Origin of the sequence: Paenibacillus alkaliterrae, from assembly GCF_021532375.1 — a bacterium.
In the GTDB taxonomy this organism is placed as follows: Bacteria; Bacillota; Bacilli; order Paenibacillales; family Paenibacillaceae; genus Pristimantibacillus; species Pristimantibacillus alkaliterrae.
In genome coordinates, this window is the sequence record NZ_JAKGAP010000041.1 from 17,018 (window position 1) to 34,672 (window position 17,655).

The 17,655-nt window shown below is 44.5% G+C and carries 16 protein-coding genes and 1 pseudogene; 15 read left to right on the forward strand and 2 right to left on the reverse strand.

The genetic code is table 11. The annotated features are described in order from the left end of the window. Positions 1 to 11 precede the first annotated feature (11 nt). From L1N85_RS16990 to groL, 5 genes are all read left to right on the forward strand, one after another. Positions 12 to 1,844, forward strand: a complete 1,833-nt coding sequence (locus L1N85_RS16990; protein WP_235240261.1) for a heparinase II/III family protein — start codon at positions 12 to 14, stop codon at positions 1,842 to 1,844. A gap of 7 nt (positions 1,845 to 1,851) precedes the next feature. Further along, complete coding sequence (locus tag L1N85_RS16995; RefSeq protein ID WP_235240262.1) at positions 1,852 to 2,988, forward strand: glycoside hydrolase family 88 protein; 1,137 nt, start codon at positions 1,852 to 1,854, stop codon at positions 2,986 to 2,988. Positions 2,989 to 3,003: 15 nt separating this feature from the next. After that, positions 3,004 to 4,212, forward strand: coding sequence for a DUF2264 domain-containing protein (locus tag L1N85_RS17000; RefSeq protein ID WP_235240263.1), 1,209 nt, complete (start codon positions 3,004 to 3,006; stop codon positions 4,210 to 4,212). A 203-nt stretch (positions 4,213 to 4,415) separates the two neighbouring features. After that, on the forward strand, positions 4,416 to 4,697 hold the full coding sequence (gene groES, locus L1N85_RS17005) for a co-chaperone GroES (RefSeq protein WP_028609403.1): 282 nt from the start codon (positions 4,416 to 4,418) through the stop codon (positions 4,695 to 4,697). A gap of 80 nt (positions 4,698 to 4,777) precedes the next feature. Continuing rightward, complete coding sequence (gene groL / locus L1N85_RS17010) at positions 4,778 to 6,406, forward strand: chaperonin GroEL (RefSeq protein WP_235240264.1); 1,629 nt, start codon at positions 4,778 to 4,780, stop codon at positions 6,404 to 6,406. Between the two features lie 86 nt (positions 6,407 to 6,492). On the opposite strand, the gene L1N85_RS17015 is transcribed toward groL, so the two are convergent. Both L1N85_RS17015 and L1N85_RS17020 read right to left on the reverse strand, forming a co-directional pair. Then, a complete protein-coding gene (locus L1N85_RS17015; protein ID WP_235240265.1) occupies positions 6,493 to 7,719 on the reverse strand; it encodes a tyrosine-type recombinase/integrase in 1,227 nt (408 codons plus the stop codon). A 341-nt stretch (positions 7,720 to 8,060) separates the two neighbouring features. Beyond that, complete coding sequence (locus L1N85_RS17020) at positions 8,061 to 8,312, reverse strand: helix-turn-helix domain-containing protein (protein WP_235240266.1); 252 nt, start codon at positions 8,310 to 8,312, stop codon at positions 8,061 to 8,063. A gap of 680 nt (positions 8,313 to 8,992) precedes the next feature. Here L1N85_RS17020 and L1N85_RS17025 point away from each other — a divergent pair. The 10 genes and pseudogenes from L1N85_RS17025 (at position 8,993) to L1N85_RS27665 (ending at position 17,224) form a co-directional block, all read left to right on the forward strand. Next, positions 8,993 to 10,546: a hypothetical protein gene (locus L1N85_RS17025; RefSeq protein WP_235240267.1), complete on the forward strand. Its 1,554-nt coding sequence runs from the start codon at positions 8,993 to 8,995 to the stop codon at positions 10,544 to 10,546. A gap of 523 nt (positions 10,547 to 11,069) precedes the next feature. Further along, positions 11,070 to 11,362, forward strand: a pseudogene (locus tag L1N85_RS27980) (IS1595 family transposase); the annotation flags it as partial. 432 nt (positions 11,363 to 11,794) lie between these two features. After that, entirely contained in the window at positions 11,795 to 12,679 is an 885-nt protein-coding gene (locus L1N85_RS17030; RefSeq protein ID WP_235240268.1) for an ATP-binding protein, read from the forward strand. Positions 12,680 to 12,785: 106 nt separating this feature from the next. Next, complete coding sequence (locus tag L1N85_RS17035; RefSeq protein WP_235240269.1) at positions 12,786 to 13,343, forward strand: hypothetical protein; 558 nt, start codon at positions 12,786 to 12,788, stop codon at positions 13,341 to 13,343. 125 nt (positions 13,344 to 13,468) lie between these two features. After that, positions 13,469 to 13,882, forward strand: a complete 414-nt coding sequence (locus L1N85_RS17040; RefSeq protein WP_235240270.1) for a hypothetical protein — start codon at positions 13,469 to 13,471, stop codon at positions 13,880 to 13,882. A gap of 264 nt (positions 13,883 to 14,146) precedes the next feature. Then, the gene (locus tag L1N85_RS17045) at positions 14,147 to 14,311 is read left to right on the forward strand and encodes a hypothetical protein (RefSeq protein WP_235240271.1); all 165 of its coding nucleotides are present in this window, start codon (positions 14,147 to 14,149) and stop codon (positions 14,309 to 14,311) included. A 456-nt stretch (positions 14,312 to 14,767) separates the two neighbouring features. Further along, the gene (locus L1N85_RS17050) at positions 14,768 to 15,085 is read left to right on the forward strand and encodes a multiubiquitin domain-containing protein (RefSeq protein ID WP_235240272.1); all 318 of its coding nucleotides are present in this window, start codon (positions 14,768 to 14,770) and stop codon (positions 15,083 to 15,085) included. Positions 15,086 to 15,087: 2 nt separating this feature from the next. Further along, positions 15,088 to 15,495 (forward strand): E2/UBC family protein, encoded by a 408-nt coding sequence (locus L1N85_RS17055; protein ID WP_235240273.1) that lies wholly within the window; start codon positions 15,088 to 15,090, stop codon positions 15,493 to 15,495. Beyond that, positions 15,492 to 16,892, forward strand: a complete 1,401-nt coding sequence (locus L1N85_RS17060) for a ThiF family adenylyltransferase (protein ID WP_235240274.1) — start codon at positions 15,492 to 15,494, stop codon at positions 16,890 to 16,892. The genes L1N85_RS17055 and L1N85_RS17060 overlap by 4 nt, the downstream gene beginning before the upstream one ends. Positions 16,893 to 17,041: 149 nt before the next feature. After that, positions 17,042 to 17,224 carry a DUF6527 family protein gene (locus tag L1N85_RS27665; RefSeq protein WP_235240304.1) on the forward strand — a complete coding sequence of 61 codons (183 nt, stop codon included), beginning with the start codon at positions 17,042 to 17,044 and terminating at the stop codon, positions 17,222 to 17,224. The last annotated feature ends 431 nt before the right edge of the window (positions 17,225 to 17,655 follow it).

Consider the following 17,655-nt stretch of genomic DNA (forward strand, 5'->3'; position numbering starts at 1 on the left):
GGGAAATAAGAATGAAGCGCGAGCTGATAAAAGAAGTGCTGGAGCAAAGCAGAAAGCGGGGGCTTGCGCTGCTCGCTCCGGATAGCACGACCGGGGAATTAACGGCGCGTCTGCTTGGGTCCGAAGCGAATCAGACGCTGCTTGACGAAATAAGGGCGGAAGCGGATCGTATGCTGCAGACGCCTGATCCCGAGCTTACGTATTCGCTCTTTCGCGTATACGGCGATACGGGAGAGCGCTTAACGTATGAGCGCGTTTATTTTGAACGGCGCAAACGGTTAAACGCTTTTGTCATCATGACGCTGCTTGAGCCAGACAATGGGGACTATCAAGCTGCGGCTTTTAATACCGCTTGGTCGATTTGTAATGAGTTTACTTGGTGTTTACCGGCACATTTTAATGCGGGAGCTGAGAAATTAGAAATTGATTTGTTTGCTGCAGAGACAGGCTTTGCCCTCAGTGAGATCCAACTTTTATTAGGTGATAGAATGCCTGATTTACTTCGTAAGCGGATAGAGGCCGAAGTGGAGCAGCGGCTGCTGCGTCCGTTTTTGGAGGAAGGCCCTTACGGGTGGGAGAAGGCTGATCACAATTGGTCGGCGGTATGCGCAGGGTCCATTGGTGCTGCAGCCATTCATTTAATCGATGACCCAGCGCGGTTGTCCGAGGTGCTGGAGCGGGTGCTTGAAGCGCTCGATTGTTATTTAACCGGCTTCGGCAATGACGGCGCTTGCGCGGAAGGCTATCTTTACTGGCAGTATGGATTCGGCTACTACGTTTATTTTGCACAGCTGCTAAAAGCCGCGACGGATGGCGGAATCAATTTATTTGCTTCGAGTAAGGTGAAGGAAATTGCGCTCTTTCAGCAGAAATGCTTTACAGGCGGCAATACGGTCGTTAATTTCTCCGATTCGCCGTCCGAGAGCGGTATCTTTATGGGGCTTAGCTGCTACCTGCATGGCGAGTATGAAGAGGTGGCGGTGCCCGATGCGAGTCTTAGGGCCGACTATTCGGCGGATCATTGCGGTCGATGGGCGCCTGCGATTCGTAATTTGATCTGGCTTAAGGATGAATGGATCGAAGCAGTCAATGACAAGCCGATTTGGCCTTCCGAATCGTATTATTTGCCGGACGTGCAGTGGCTTCTGTCCCGTCACATTACGGAAGGTGGAGGCAGCTACAGCTTCGCGGCAAAAGGCGGTCATAATGAGGAGCCTCACAATCATAATGATGCAGGCCACTTTATCCTGCATGCGGACGGACAAGCTTATTTAGCTGATTTGGGCAGCGGGATGTATACGGCGCAATATTTTGGCCCGGAACGGTATATGCTCTGGTGTAACGGTTCTCAGGGACATTCGGTCCCGATCATTGATGGCGGCTTTCAGCAAAACGGATCGTCATTCTATGCTAAGGTCAAGGAGGCTTTCTCCGGCGAACAGTTTGATCAATTGGTGCTGGAATTAAGCGCAGCCTATGCGAATCCAAAGCTTAGTCAGCTGGAGCGCAGCTTTCATTGGAGAAAAGAAGGGCTTCCCGCCTTAACTCTGACCGATACCTTTATGTTTGCGGCGCAAAGCGGCGATATTGCAGAGCGGCTCGTTACGGAGCGATTTATTACGTTTCTGGCTCCCGAGCTTGTAACGGAAGGACGAATCCTTCTTAAAGGGAAGCGTCAGCTGTCAATTTCCTATGATCATGAGGTATGGGAGCCTGCCGTGACTTCCCGAAGCGATATCGATCATTTCGGACGTGAAAGATTATGGTATTCGCTGGATTTCCATACGGCTGCTGCAGCTGGGCTGCCTTTGGTTGCTTCGTTTATTTTTCAATTTGACTCATAGAGAGGGAATGAACATGGAACAGATTAAATGGGTAAATGAAGCTTGGGAAAAGGTTCATGAGAAGGTAACGAGAACGAGTATTCGCATTGGCGCTAGATTTCCGCATGCAAGCGTGGACGGAGCCTATGTGCTGGAAGCACCCCATTGGTGGACAGCCGGCTTCTGGCCGGGGCTGCTCTGGCTATTGTATCGCGATCCCGAGTCCAGGGACGAGCGGTTTAAGGATATTGCCGAGGCTTGCGAGAAGCAGCTGGACGATGTGCTGATCGGCTATGACCAGTTAGACCATGATATGGGCTTCATGTGGTCGCTCACAAGCGTGGCGAGGTACAAGCTGTTTGGCGAGGAACAGTCGCGCAAACGTGCGTTGCTAGCGGCAAGCGTATTGAGCGGCAGGTTTAACGTAAAAGGAAATTACATAAGAGCATGGAATCCATGGGGCGAGGGCGATCGTAATGAAGGCTGGGCTATTATTGATTGCATGATGAATTTGCCTTTGCTCTATTGGGCGAGTGAAACGACCGGTGATCCGAGATTTAAGCATTTGGCGATGGAGCATGCGGATACGGTGCTGGCACATTTTATCCGGACGGATGGCTCTGTGAATCATATTGTTATCTTTGATCCGCAAACGGGGGAATTTGAAAGCGTAAACGGCGGACAAGGCTATGCGCCGAATTCGGCATGGTCGCGCGGGGCGTCCTGGGCGATCTGCGGCATGGCGCTTAGCTACCGTTATACGGGGGAGATCAGATATTTGGAAGCAGCAAAGCGCGTCTCTCATTTCTTTATGGCGAACCTGCCCGAGGATTCGGTGCCTCATTGGGATTTCCGTTTGCCGCCGGGAGTGGAGCGTTATCGCGATACGTCTGCAGGCGCCTGCGCGGCATGCGGATTGCTGGAAATCGCGAGGTCGGTTTCCGAGGAGGAGGCGGCACTCTATCAGAAAGCGGCAGACAGCATATTGCGGTCTCTTTATGAAAACTACGGAGCATGGGATAATCAGGAAGAAGAGGGCTTGATTCTGCATGGCACCAGCCATTACCCGGAGCGGAGAAATGTCGATGTACCGCTTATCTATGGCGATTATTTCTTCGTGGAGGGCTTGGCCCGATTAAAGGGAAACTCGGATACATTTTGGTAGAAAAGAGTGATAGCCGTGCAAAAAGAGAGTAAAAGTACAAGCGGTGTACAGGACCGGAAATATTGGATCGAGCAGCTTGTGAAAATTAGCGCTCCTGTACTGGAGTCGCTCGCTGAACGCAGATTCAAGGCGGATATGCCGATTGAATGCGCGGAGTCTTCAGGAGCAAGCGGCAATGAAACACAGGCTTCATTATTAGCTGACAGAGCCCAATATACGCATTTGGAGGCTTTGGGGCGATTGCTGAGCGGAATAGCGCCATGGCTGGAGAACGGCGGCGCGGATGGCGACGAGGAGGAGCTGCGCGAAAGGTATGCCGCGCTCGCCCGGGAGGCCATCGATGCGGGGACCGACCCGCTGTCGCCCGATTATATGAACTTTAACGACGGCTTTCAGCCGATTGTAGATGCCGCATTTCTGGCATTGGCCTTGCTTCGGGCTCCCGTTCAGCTGGGGCAAAGGCTTGAGCCGCGTGTGAAAGCGAATGTCATAACGGCGTTAAAGCAAACGCGTACGCGAAAGCCTGTTTTCTCTAACTGGCTGTTGTTTGCTGCGACGATTGAAGCAGCTTTGCTTAAGTTGGGTGAGAGCGATTGGGATCCGATGCGTATCGACTATGCCTTGAAGCAGCATGAGCAGTGGTATTTAGGAGACGGAGCCTATGGCGACGGGCCGGATTTCCACTGGGATTATTATAACAGCTTTGTTATTCAGCCCATGCTGGTCGAGGTGCTGGATGCGGCGGGCGATCAGTATGAGGAATGGAAGCGGATGCATGCTGACGTATCGAATCGTGCCCGCCGGTTTGCAGCCGTTCAGGAGCGGCTTATCGCGGTTGATGGCACGTACCCGCCAATCGGACGCTCGCTTGCGTACCGCTTCGGCGCATTTCACAGCCTGGCGCAAAACGCTTGGCGCGATGATTTGCCAGAGGGCATAAGCGCGGCGCAGGTTCGCTGCGGCCTTAGCGCGGTTATAAGGCGAACGCTTGAGATGCCTGGAAACTTTACGCCGGAGGGTTGGCTGACGATCGGCTTCTGCGGGCATCAGCCGGAGATTGGCGAGCGTTATATATCAACCGGAAGCCTGTATTTGTGCGCAGCGGTATTTCTGCCGCTGGGATTAAGCGGCGGGCATCCGTTTTGGAGCGGAGCGCCGGAGGCGTGGACCTCGCAGAAAGCGTGGTCAGGGCAAGCTTTTGGCATCGATACGGCTTTGAAGTGATGAGTTACTGAGTGGTATCATCATGCTGAAAGATGGGGAAATTAGGCGGATCGGTTAAGCATCGTGTAAATTAACAGAAAATTGATTCCAAGTACTTGAAATTGAATGCGAAAATGAGTATGATAAAAATGGTTGTTAGCACTTCAAGCTTATGAGTGCTAACGAAAAAAATAAGCGACAAATTTAGAAGGAGGCTATTTTCAATGATCAAACCTTTAGGTGAACGCGTATTGATCGAACCAATCGCGAAGGAAGAAACTACCGCTAGCGGCATCGTATTGCCGGATACGGCGAAAGAAAAGCCGCAAGAAGGTAAAGTGGTAGCAGTTGGCAGCGGTACGCTGAAGGATGGCGTTCGTGTTGCTTTGGAAGTGAAAGAAGGAGACCGCGTTTTGTTCTCCAAATATGCAGGCACTGAAATCAAATACGAAGGCAAAGAGTATTTGATTATGAAAGAAAGCGACATTCACGCGATTTTTGGATAAACAGCCCGATGAGGGACACATAGAAGGCAAGAAAGTACGATGCGTAAAGTACTTAAACTATTTTGGGAGGTTTTCGGATAATGGCTAAAGAAATTAAATTTAGTGAAGACGCTCGCCGCGCAATGCTGCGCGGGGTTGACGCGCTTGCAAATGCGGTTAAAGTAACACTCGGTCCTAAAGGCCGCAACGTTGTATTGGAGAAAAAATTCGGAAGCCCGCTCATCACGAATGACGGTGTAACCATTGCGAAAGAAATCGAGCTTGAGGACGCTTTTGAAAATATGGGCGCTCAGCTCGTAAAAGAAGTAGCGACAAAAACGAACGATGTAGCAGGTGACGGTACGACTACAGCTACTGTTCTTGCACAAGCGATGATTCGCGAGGGCTTGAAAAACGTAACGGCTGGCGCTAATCCTATGGTAATCCGCAAAGGGATCGAGAAAGCCGTTAAAGCAGCTGTTGAAGAATTGAAAGAAATCTCCAAACCAATCGAAGGCAAACAATCGATCGCACAAGTTGCTTCGATCTCTTCCGCTGACGATGAAGTTGGTCAACTTATTGCAGAGGCTATGGAAAAAGTCGGAAACGACGGCGTAATCACTGTAGAAGAGTCGAAAGGCTTTGTTACAGAGCTTGAAGTGGTTGAAGGTATGCAATTCGACCGCGGATACGTATCGCCATATATGATCACGGATACGGACAAGATGGAAGCGGTTCTCGACAACCCATACATCCTTATCACTGACAAAAAAATTGCGAGCATTCAAGAGATCCTTCCGGTTCTTGAGAAGGTCGTTCAATCCGGCAAACAATTGCTTATCATTGCAGAAGACGTAGAAGGCGAAGCGCAAGCTACACTCGTAGTGAACAAACTGCGCGGAACGTTTACTTGCGTAGCTGTTAAAGCTCCTGGCTTCGGCGATCGCCGTAAAGCGATGCTGCAGGATATCGCTGCTTTGACTGGCGGTCAAGTGATTACGGAAGAGCTTGGTCTTGAACTGAAATCTACTGGCGTTGAGTCGCTCGGCTCCGCACGTCAAATTCGCATCACGAAAGAAACGACAATCATCGTTGACGGCAGCGGCAACTCCGCTGACATCGTTGCCCGCGTTAACCAAATTCGCGCTCAACTGGAAGATACAACTTCCGATTTCGACCGCGAGAAGCTGCAAGAGCGTCTTGCTAAATTGTCCGGCGGCGTTGCTGTAATCAAAGTCGGTGCAGCTACGGAAACCGAATTGAAAGAGCGCAAGCTCCGCATCGAGGATGCCCTCAACTCCACTCGCGCAGCGGTTGAAGAAGGTATCGTATCGGGCGGCGGTACAGCCCTCATTAACGTATACAAAGCCGTTGCTGCTGTTAAAGCGCAAGGCGACGAGCAAACAGGCGTTAACATCGTGCTTCGCTCCCTCGAAGAGCCGCTTCGCACGATCGCAGCGAACGCAGGCCAAGAAGGCTCCGTTATCGTTGAGCGTCTGAAAAACGAACCAATCGGCGTAGGCTACAACGCTGCTACCGGCACATGGGTAAACATGTTCGAAGCGGGTATCGTTGACCCTGCTAAAGTAACGCGCTCCGCGCTGCAAAACGCAGCTTCCGTAGCGGCTATGTTCCTGACAACCGAAGCGGTTGTTGCCGACAAGCCTGAAAAAGACAAACCAGGCATGCCTGACATGGGCGGCATGGGCGGAATGGGCGGCATGATGTAAGCACCGCCCGAAAACCCTTGATAAATAAGGGTTTTTCAGTAAGGTGAAAGTGAAATGCTAACATTTTGCTAACAACAAGGGCCGAATTAGAGGCTTCTCATTAATTGTCCAAATTTTTGAGAAGCCTCTTTTTTCATTTTTTCTGTGGCGTGGCGATAAATGTTCCTTGTCGTATCGTCATCCGTGTGACCCAATCTTTTCATGATATCTTCCAATACGACTCCTGCTTCTGCAAGCAAGGAGGTATGGGTGTGGCGCAAAGAGTGTGGTGTTAGTTTTTCATTTAATCCCGCCATTTTTAATAAGCGATTCATTCTGTTTTGAATGGTCTTAATGAAAACGGGGTAACCCGGATGTCTTTCTGTTTTTGCGAAAATAAAGTCCTCATCATAGTAAGAGGTACCGAAGCGTTTTTTGACTTTTTCTTGTGCCAGCTTGTGTTCTTTTAATGCCTCGATTACGATATCCTCTACAACGATGGTGCGAACAGAACCCATTGTCTTCGGTGTGCCTAATTCGTACTGCATGGTGTTATTGTTTGGATTGTAGTACGTTTTGATAATTCTAATGCTGTTTTTCCTGAAATCAATATCTGACCACTGAAGTGACACTAATTCACCGACACGCATTCCTGTGTAAGCCAAGACCAGGAATGTTAAATAATCCATCTCCAATCCTTTTTTGTTGGCTGTATCCAAGAATAATGCGAGCTCTTCTTTTTCTAAATACTTTGGAACTTCCGGTTCCTTTAATTCTTCAAAAGTCTTTTTTTCTTTTCTTAATACTGCAAATGCGGTGGGATCTTTTCTAATCAGATCCTTTTCAATCGCTTTTTTGAAAATCATACGTCCCGTGCGATGCACCCCATCCACTGTGTTACCAGCGTAACTTTTCTTTAAAGCATATATAGCCTGTTTGTACATTTCTGTAGTGATATTCTTCAGCTTTACATGAGCAAAGTAAGGCATGAGTTTATCAATTTCATGTCGTCTGACTCGAAGGGTTCCCGGTTTAACTTCACGTTCTTCGCAATACATGGCTAGCCATTGGGGTGCGAAGTCCTTAAATAACATCTTGCTTTCCTCGATATACGTTCCATGTCTTACCTCATACAAAAGTTCATTAGCTGCGTCATGAGCTTCCTCTTGTGTTTGAAAGCCACTTCTTTGTTTTTGTCTTCTTTCCCCTGTTACTGGATCTGGGCCAATGTCTACTGTAAAGGCATACTTAGCACCGCATGTGCATTTTTTCTTTTTTTCCTTTTTTTCCTTGCCACCACATGTACAATTTCTTCTGTAAACGGATCCCCTCAATTGTTTTCACCCTTTCCTTTTATGGGAAATCTGAATATCAATTTGCAGTTATGCCCATAATATATATGATCGATACTTGTTAGAGGATAAAAAGGGGAGGGAAGCCACCTTCTAGTTAATTCTCTTTTTGTGAATACACTAAATTTGTATCTTCACTAGTCGAAATGGGCTATAGACTGCGACTTTATAGGAGAGGCGGGCAAGATAGGTTAGCTTGTCTTGCTAAACCCTTGTGATTTCTCCGTTCGCTTGAAATCATTTCTGTAGTGGTTCCATGTCAAGTCTCTCTATTAGTTGCGCAAATAGCAACTTGCCTCACGAAGTATAGCGAAGAGACAACTCTAAATTTGTGAATTTTTTAATTTTCCTTGTTCTTTTTCCTTTTTCATTGATTCGGTCCATTGCTTAAAGTCAAGCTTATCCACTCTTTTAGAAGCACCGATCTCGAAGTTTGGAATGCCACCATACACAACAGACTTTTGAAATAGTTCATAGACTCTTCTTCTCGAAATACCGAGGAATTGGGAAATATGTTGGGCAGTTAGTGTATCTGGCAGCGATTCCCAAGTTGTGTGATTCTTTGCTTTACTCATAAAATCAACCTCCATAAAGTAAATGTGCGAATGGTAACTGAAGAGAAATTCTTACTTACTTCAGTTAATAAAAAGCACCGTGAACTATTCTTCGAAGAAAGTAATTCTTCAAAAAATGGGTCACGGTGCTTCCGTTTGTCTATATTTAATTACTTAGTTTTTCTAATTTCATGATAACCTAACCAAACATGAATGGCGAACATAAGTACATAAAAATTTTAAAAATATTTTTTGACTGGATTCGGTGTTGTAGCTGTAAAAAAGTTGACAATGTAAATTGTCCAGTGTCTCTGGCAACGAAACCCTTCAATGCCTCGAAGCGTTTAAATAGAAAGTCTTTGCCTTACTCCATACTACACAATGCATATAGGCCAAAAAATCCCTAGTTGATTCATGATGGTAAACAGAAAACCAATGGTCGCGGCTTCGCGGGTCAACATGCCGCGGAGGTTCCGTGCCATATTACTGTATAAACACAAAATATAAAATTACCTAATGAATTTCAATGAACCAAATTTTTTATAATTGACATGTGTTCTATAATGCATTAATATTTTCAACAAAAGTAATAATAATGAGTCATAATGTCGCTGGAAGCACCAGGACATAAAGATTGCACTATGCAATCTTTATGTCCTTTTTTATATTAAAGATAGGGAAAAACGTGAGGAGTGGTGGAGTTGAAAACTTTTAGCATCAGTATGCCAAAGTTAGACAGAAATCTACTAAGAGATTTCGCTAACAAAAACCTCGACATCACAAAAACAGCTATAAACCTCATTATCCGCCTAACTCCATACATTGATCGTGATGGCCGCATACATATCGACGAAGAAGTTATACGGAAGGAAATGTATTGCGAACGCCAGGTATTTAAACGTGCACTTAATGAACTGATGAATACTTCATACAAAGGCAAGAATCTGTTAACCCACGAAAATGGTTATTATGTTTCTTGTTTCCACATCTCTTCAAACGGAGAAAACACATACCAGAAGAGCTTGCCGATCCTCTTTACAAGCGATTTCTTAAATTTGACTTTGAACCAGACACGCCTGTTCTTGTATATCTTGACTTCGAACATTCACAATCAATACAACAAGGTTGCCATCGAAAACTTATATGACAACAAACTTCATGACAGCAAACATGGTTTGCGTGTTTATGATGCATATAAAAGGGTATCTGATGATTTAATGATTCTTAACGATAAAGGACTTATTAACATCCGGATCCCAAGGGAAAATGCTTCGGACTTAACGTTGGAAGCTTCTAACCATGAACACAAAAAGTTCTTCCACCTGACATGCGACTTCGTGAATGACAGAAAAGGCAGAACAAGCAAATATAATAAGCGTAAACATGTAATCGGCCTAAGAGTTCATCCTAATGTATTTAGCCAGGAATCGATTATTAATCGCGCAAGTGAAACAGAACTTCGCATTTTTGCTGATCGTTATCAACTGTTCCATGAAGATATGAGAGACGAAACCATTAATTACATTACCGGCAAGAAAAATGACTTCATGGAGTTATTCGGACAAGCCGGATTGGAAATGTATCGTCATTCCTTAAAGAAGTATTTTAAAGAGAAACACTCAGACGTTCTATATTACGATCTTCTCGAAAAAGCAGCTAATTACTTTTCTGACTTCTATTTATTAGAAGAAGTCAAAAAGGTTATTGTTGCCGCGCTCAAGTCAGCGATAGGGGAGGGGGGACCTATTGCTGCAGCAGGATACAACCTTGACGAAACATCTATTCCTAAATTAGTGGAGTATTTCATCGCATACTCAAGCGATGAACATAAAGTCATTATCGATCAAGATATTCAATTGATAAAAAATGCCCATGAACTCATGCATCCGGATTCATTAGGATCCGAAGAGCCATGGACGAGCTTACACGAATCCATTGAAACGGTATACACTCGACACGGAATCACTCTCCAACAAATGATCGTTAAAGAATTCAAAAACAATGAAATGATCATTCCGTCCGAAGCGGTCACCAAAGTTAATACAAGAGAACTTATTGTTTCTTTAGCTAAAAAGTCACTTCTATCTCAACAAAAAGAGCTTGAGGAAGAGACTAAAAAGATCAAGCAAATTGTCCGTTTCTTCAAAAAGAAGCGATTGCCATTCGAGTATAACCTTGAAAAAGAACAACCCATGAAACCACCACTTGAGCATACGAAGGAAAGACCTTTATACAGCTGGATACTGGAAAAATAAGCTGTTGTCACTTTTTTAAAAAAGTAGACAAACGGCTTATTCGTATTTCACATAAACTTGTATCGGGATGAATGACCGCCAGCTGCATCCCCCGGAAACCATCTAAAACCTGTTATGGATCGCAACCGACCCATGACAGGTTTATTTTTATGCTTAAAACTTCCATTATTATGTAGAATCATTCAACTAACGAATTAGGGAATCAAATTAGAGTTCATGGTGATAAAAGTAAGCTGCATGAAGATCGATTTCATGGAAAGAAAATAAAACTCATATCCTTAGAATCAATTGACCTAAAACTATGTGATGATTTCTGAAAAATCAAAAATTGGCTCGATCCCTTGTCACTTAAGGAATCGAGGGAATTAAAATGAATGGTCTTCTGGTTCTCAATAGGTTTTGTTATTAGGTTTGTTTTATATTTTGTAATGAAACTTGTAATGAAATTTGTTGTGTTTCGGCTTGTAAACACAATCAAATTGTTCGGCTTCCATTTCTTTATCTTTGGCTATGTAAAACCGTCGGCGGCAAAGCCAAATACCGCGGCATCAAGGGAGATAGATTTGTGTCTGGTTTCCAGCAACCTCCAGAAGATGACTTACTCTGGCCGTTATTGGGAATAGGCGTATTCGGACAACTGAACTAGACGAAGTTATCGGAAGCCACCTCTCCGACAAGAATGTGTTCTTTACTGACGGAGGGTGTTCAGCTCCTACATGAACACGAAAAGCTTGGAACTTCAAATCTGACGGCAAGCAGCGGGTAACGGCCATATTCCATATCCAAAACGTTAGCAACAACCATATACTACTGAAATAATGCAGTATTTGCAGTATTACTAGACTCGGTTACGATACATGGACCAATGGAATACGAGAAAACGGTATCGAACAAGAAACATATCAAATGGATTTTTTGACCTGATGAACTGGATAATGAGTATTGGCTCAGCTCTTTAAGGCCTGCTCTTCCTACGCGCTCAAATGCCCCTTACGTCTCTGTTCAGCCCTTCTCAGGTCTTTTGCTCGCCCTCGCCATGTTCAATCCATCAGGTGGCTGTAATAGCGTTACTGGTATTTGCTAGTATTCCGAGTTGTGATCTGCAGCGTGGTTTTTTTTCATTCATTGAATTAATTTGTTTTATTTATTGAAGCAGGGTATAAGTAGCAAAAATCACTTTGACCTAAAACAAAGTCGTGGAGTAAAATTGGATAGTAGTACACTATTAGAGATGAGGGGAACCGGATATTGCTCCAATCTACTGTGAGAATGGAATCCATTTATGAAATACATGTATGGCTGAATCGGTGCGCCGAGATTTATAAAGAGCTTGATACTGGTGAAAATCTCAATATCGAATTGGGTAAGCTGAAATGGGTATCACCTGCGGGGATAACGGTGCTTTTATCGACCCTGAACTATTTGGATAAGTATTATTACTTAAAGACAGAATCTCCGTCGGTTGAAATAACGGATCGTTTAAATATCTTGGGGTATCTGGAACGAATGAATTTCCTGAAGTTGTGCCCAACGGACGTGAAGGACTCCTTTGACGAGAGTAACGACATGGATACCTACTATCACCGTAATCGAAATAAGAAGGACAATGAATTGGACGAGCTTCGCGTATCCAAGTCTGATGATGATATCGTTGACCTCGATAAATCAGTTAAAAAGATCATGAGGGCAAAGGGACTTAACAGAAACAGAATAACTGACATAGCCGGTATCGTCACGGAGTTAGGTCAGAATGCTGTAGAACATGCTGAAACGGATAGCTATTCCTGTGTTCAGTATTATAAGAAATCACCTACACGCCCTGAGCGAGTCGAGATCGCTATATGTGATTCTGGCCAAGGGATCGTTAGTTCGTTGAAAGAGCATATAAGTTATAAGGACAGGCACGATATCGTAAAACAAGCTATCTTTACACGTGCAACTAGTAAACCTGAGCAAGATCGGGGTAAGGGCTTATTGGATGTAAAGCAAACAACTTTTGATTGGTCGTCTGATGCTGAGTTCTACGTCAGAACCCATGATAGTGTATATAGGATTCATAAGAATAAGCTTGAACTTCTGGATGTGGGCAATTATTTTCACGGGACTTATTACTACATCGTAATAAATGTGTAATCTAAAGCTTGACAGATTACAAAAGATAAACTAAATTTATAAAGAGGTTGTTTTCAAATACCAAATTGAACTCGGCCTACAAACTATATAGAAGTGGTGGATCATTATGCTTAAGATTAACTTACTAACTGATGGACAAAAGCAGGTAAGCTTAATCGGTAGACGGATAATGATACCGCTGAACCATTTAGTAATGAAGCAGATCGTTGAGGCTCCGTACGGCACAGTGTTTGTTTACGATATGGAGCAAGTTGAAGGCATGAATGGTTCTGGAATTGATGAAGTTATCGTCAAGCCGTTAAAATGGCTTCGACAAGAGTTTAAGACCCAGGATAAGTATCTGTATCTTATTAACTTAAGCGAAGAGGAAGACCATTTATACAACCTCAGGAAAACTCTGCGTGACGAAGATGTTGTAGTAGTTGCTCAGAATGGGATATCGCTTGAAATTATCGGCGATCTTGGTGATGCTTCAAAAGAACTTCTTGAACTTACTTACAAGCACAAGCAAGTCACCGCAAGGTTTGCTTCGGACACACTGGAGAAAAAACTTAATCTTGTAAGCACCCAACTCAACAAACTTCATGAGCAAAGGTTGCTGAAGCGCAAAGAGGAGCAGCTTGAAGAAGGCGGTAGACAATTTGTATATAGCAGTCTATTTTGAGGAGAGAGATCTCCTTTTTACAACAATGGACTTCAAATAAAGGATTGAAATCGATTAGATTCAATCCTTATCAATAAAGTCGATTTCAATTTCATATTTGAAAACGATGAGGGGAGGTGATTTATGTGGGGTTGGCACCAAGGTTGATCTATAGATTTGCTATTCCATCGGTAGTGTTCTTGTTAATTGTAGTGCTGTTAATTCTTCCATTGGGGAAGTCGGCGTATAACTCATTCTTTGGCGATAAGGTAACAGTCGAATACAAAGCGAAAGTTGTTTCTATCGATGGAGGTAAGGCAACTATCGAGTGGAATGAGGATAAGATGGTTGTTCTTACCCAGGGAGATACATACGTTGCGCAAAATAAGTTAATCGAATTGAATAAGTACAAGAATGTGAAAATCGGTGATACATTCACTGTCGCGGTGACTGAGCCAGGATTACTGAAAAAGAGTGTGGTTGAGGGACAACGCACAGTTGAAGTTAAGAGGCATAACATTAATTTCTTCAAGTCAATGTGGCGAAAACTGTTCGGATAGGGTGACAGAGATATGTTAGATAAAATAGCAGCCCGCAAATTCCCTTGTCGGGAACCTACGGGCGTGTAGCACTTGACTGCAGCTCAAATGGAATTGAAAGCAAATTACTTTGAAGTGACAGACGAGCAACACCAAGCCTAAAAGTAAAGAGAAGGCTGACAAAGCGGGTTAGAAGCCAAGTTTATATTCAACTACGCGGCTCTGTGGCAGGGGGAGCTGCTTCATGACAAAAAAAGAATTATAAAATTGTGGGAGGGTTTTAATATGGCTAAAAACACAGGAAACGGATATCGCAAGGGAGCAGTAAATGATCGTTCCCAATTCCAAACTCCGAATGGGAATTGGGCAAAACGTGATGCTGACACAGGGCGTATCATGGATCAAAAGACATCCGGTGGAACATTTAAGGGTGTTCGTAAGGAGAAGTAATTGTTCTATGGTCAAACCGTAAGAAGTAGTTCTATCTGACGTTACTTATGCAAAGCCTCCAGTTAAGTATAGTGAATAGTAACTCAAACCTCAAAAAACGAGCATATATAGGGCGATAAGAAGATAATATGTCTATATATAGTGTTTAAGCGCATACGTGGAGGGAATTAGGGGTTTTTGGCGGTATTCAACGAAAAATGGCGCTGTCCAAATTTTGGACTGGTAATATAGTTTTGGGGTACTGCCTATAGGTACCAAAATATTGAGAGAGAGTCGGTGGTGCCTTTGTCTGTCAAACTGAGAGTAGAAACATGCCAGTGATTCTACTCTAGCAAATGTCGAAGAGTGTCGTAATTCTAAATCTTATGATTAATATTTCTATAATTCTTATGTATTTCCTGCAAACATTCAAAATTATTTTGTGAACAAATTATGAACACGAGAGGGGTCATTTAAATGACAGATCAATATACACCAAACGAAGTAGAAGTAATCGATGTGGAGGCATATGCCAAAGCGGGCCAAGCAGTACCCACTGATGCAAAATACTACCGCATCAAAATCGATAAAGAGAAGTACACTGTCGATCATGCCGTCTTCACGGGGAGAGAAATACTCCTTGAGGCTGGCCTCACGCCAGTAAGCCAGTATCGCCTAGACATGAAGTTGAAGGGCGGTGGCACTAAAAAGATCGAGCTTGAGGATACGATCGATCTACGCGCTCCAGGTGTCGAGAAGTTCCTTACCCTGAAACTCGACCAGACGGAGGGCTAGATATGCGGAGACAATTTACGCTTCCTGAAGAGGATATTGAACATCTGGATGCGCGTGGATTGTCATGGGAAACTGTGAATGAAGGAGGGCAACTATGGTTGCTCCTCCATGACTTCCCGATTCCTAATGGCTATAACCATGCTAATGCGTCTGTGGCAATATCCATACCGGCGCAATATCCGATTGAACAGCTCGATATGATGTGGGTATATCCGGAACTTTCCCGGACGGATGGTCAGCTAATCGGAGCGTTAAGTCCACAGCTGATCGATCAAAAGAATTATCAACGCTGGTCGCGTCACCGAACAGCCGAATTTCCATGGCGACCTGGTGTGGACTCAATTATCACGCATCTGAGTCTCGTTGAAGATTGGCTGGAAAGAGAGTTCCAGAAGGTGGGAAAGATATGACAACCAAGCTAAGAATGTCAGGCCGCGATCATGCGGCCCTCTCTCGCCATCTATTCCCTGGAGACAACAAAGAGGCAGTCGCACTCGCTCTTTGTGGGGCACATAGCAGCGAAAGTGGGGTAATCATAACGGTTCACAAGATTTACCCAGTGCCGTATAGTATATGCGAGCGCGAGGAAGACAGAATTCAATGGCCAGCCGATTTTGCTGTAAATCTTCTCAATGAAGCCGCATCTAAGCAAATGCGTATTCTCAAGATTCATAGCCATCCATACGGCTACCCTGAATTTTCGAGTACGGATGATGATTCGGACTATGCGTTCTTCCGTACAGCATCAGAGTGGCTTGATAACGAAAATCCAGGTGTTAGTGCGATCATGTTCCCTGACCTTTCGATCCGAGCACGAGCTGTTAATGGTGAGGGGAGATTCTCCGATGTGGAGTCTGTACTGGTTGCCGGCTCAGACATTATGTTCTGGAAGCAACAAGGTTCCGAGGGACACATTCAAGGGTACGCAGAGCGTACAGCCCAAACTTTTGGTGAAGGTACGATTAGAATGCTTTCAGAGCTCTCCATAGGCGTTGTGGGCGTTTCCGGAACGGGTAGCCCAGTGGTCGAACTCCTGTATCGCACAGGAGTAGGTGAGCTGGTTCTAGTAGATGGAGACATCATAGAGGAACGTAATCTTAATCGGATTTTCAACTCTTCGATGCGCGATGCAGGGGAGCAAAAGGCCAAAGTATTCGTCGCTGAAGATGCGATTAAGCGTAGTGGGCTTCCTACGAAGGTCGTGCCTATAAACGATACTCTCTTCAACCCAGATGTGGTTAAAAGGCTGGCCCAATGTGATGTCATTTTCGGCTGCTTGGACTCTGTTGAAGGTCGTTCACTGTTGAATTCATTGAGTACCTACTACTGCATCCCTTATTTTGATTTGGGAATCGGATTAAAAGCAGATGGCATGGGTGGAATTAGCCAAGCCAGCGGGAATGCTCATTATTTGCAACCAGGTGGGTCCAGTTTGCTGTCTCGCAAAGTAGTGGTTCAAGAAAGGCTAGCGGCCGAGTCACTAAAAAGAACAAATCCTGCCGAATACGAGCGTCGTCGTGGCGAAGGCTACATTGCTGGAGTAAATGAAAACAGTCCGGCAGTAATCAGCATAAACACGTTAATTGCCGCGGTTGCAGTTAATGATTTCTTGGCAAGAATTCATCCATATCGTTCTTTTAAGAATGATGAATTAGCTGTGATTAGCATGGATTTGGTAAACGGTAGGATGATCAGTGATACCCCCGATGGAGAGCCTTGCCCATTCTATTCTAGGTTTGTTGGTCGAGGCGACATCTCCCCGTTGCTGGGTAACCCTGGCCTTAGCAGAGAGGGGATTATTGTTTGAGTGCAATAACTCAATTTTTCAAGCGGTTATGGCGAACACTTTTTCCCGAGCAGCCTTATCTAACAGAGTTTTTAGAGGAGCTTCCCGATGTTCCTAGAGAAAAGGTGCTTTACATCCTTGGTGAGAACGGACATCTTTGGAGTGCAGCAATGATATGTCCTTGTGGTTGTAATGAGCTTCTTCAAATGAGCCTCCACCAAGAAGGTAGGCCAAGGTGGACGTTTACTTATAACCCGGATAAAACGGGGACTCTGCATCCTTCTGTGTGGCGAAAGGTTGGTTGCAAAAGTCACTTTTTTTTCCGTAAAGGACGAATACATTGGAGTGAATAGGCCAGTATGTAAGGGGAGAGAGGCGCTCAGGTATGATGCGCCTTTCTGTTCTGGAAAACAAGTGAACATACCGAGTTCAAAGTGGATTTTGTAGATTTACTCCCAATTACATTCAAGTGTAGCGGAATCTCAAGACCAGAACTTTTATAGATATCATGCAATATTTGCCTGACTAAATTATAGAATCTAGATTCAATACAGAACTTCTTGAGCAACTAAAGGGCTCAAATGTACCGTCGTTGTCTGAGGACAAGAACATATATGCATTAGAAACCGCGTAAATAGCATTTTTATTGCTTAAGGATATAAGTTCTTGTCCAAACTCGAGAACAAAAACCAAATTTAATATGTAGGATTTTGGAGGGATTTATGGCACAATTCCAAGTAAACCAAACACTGAAGACAGATAATGCTTTTATCATAGAAGGTGT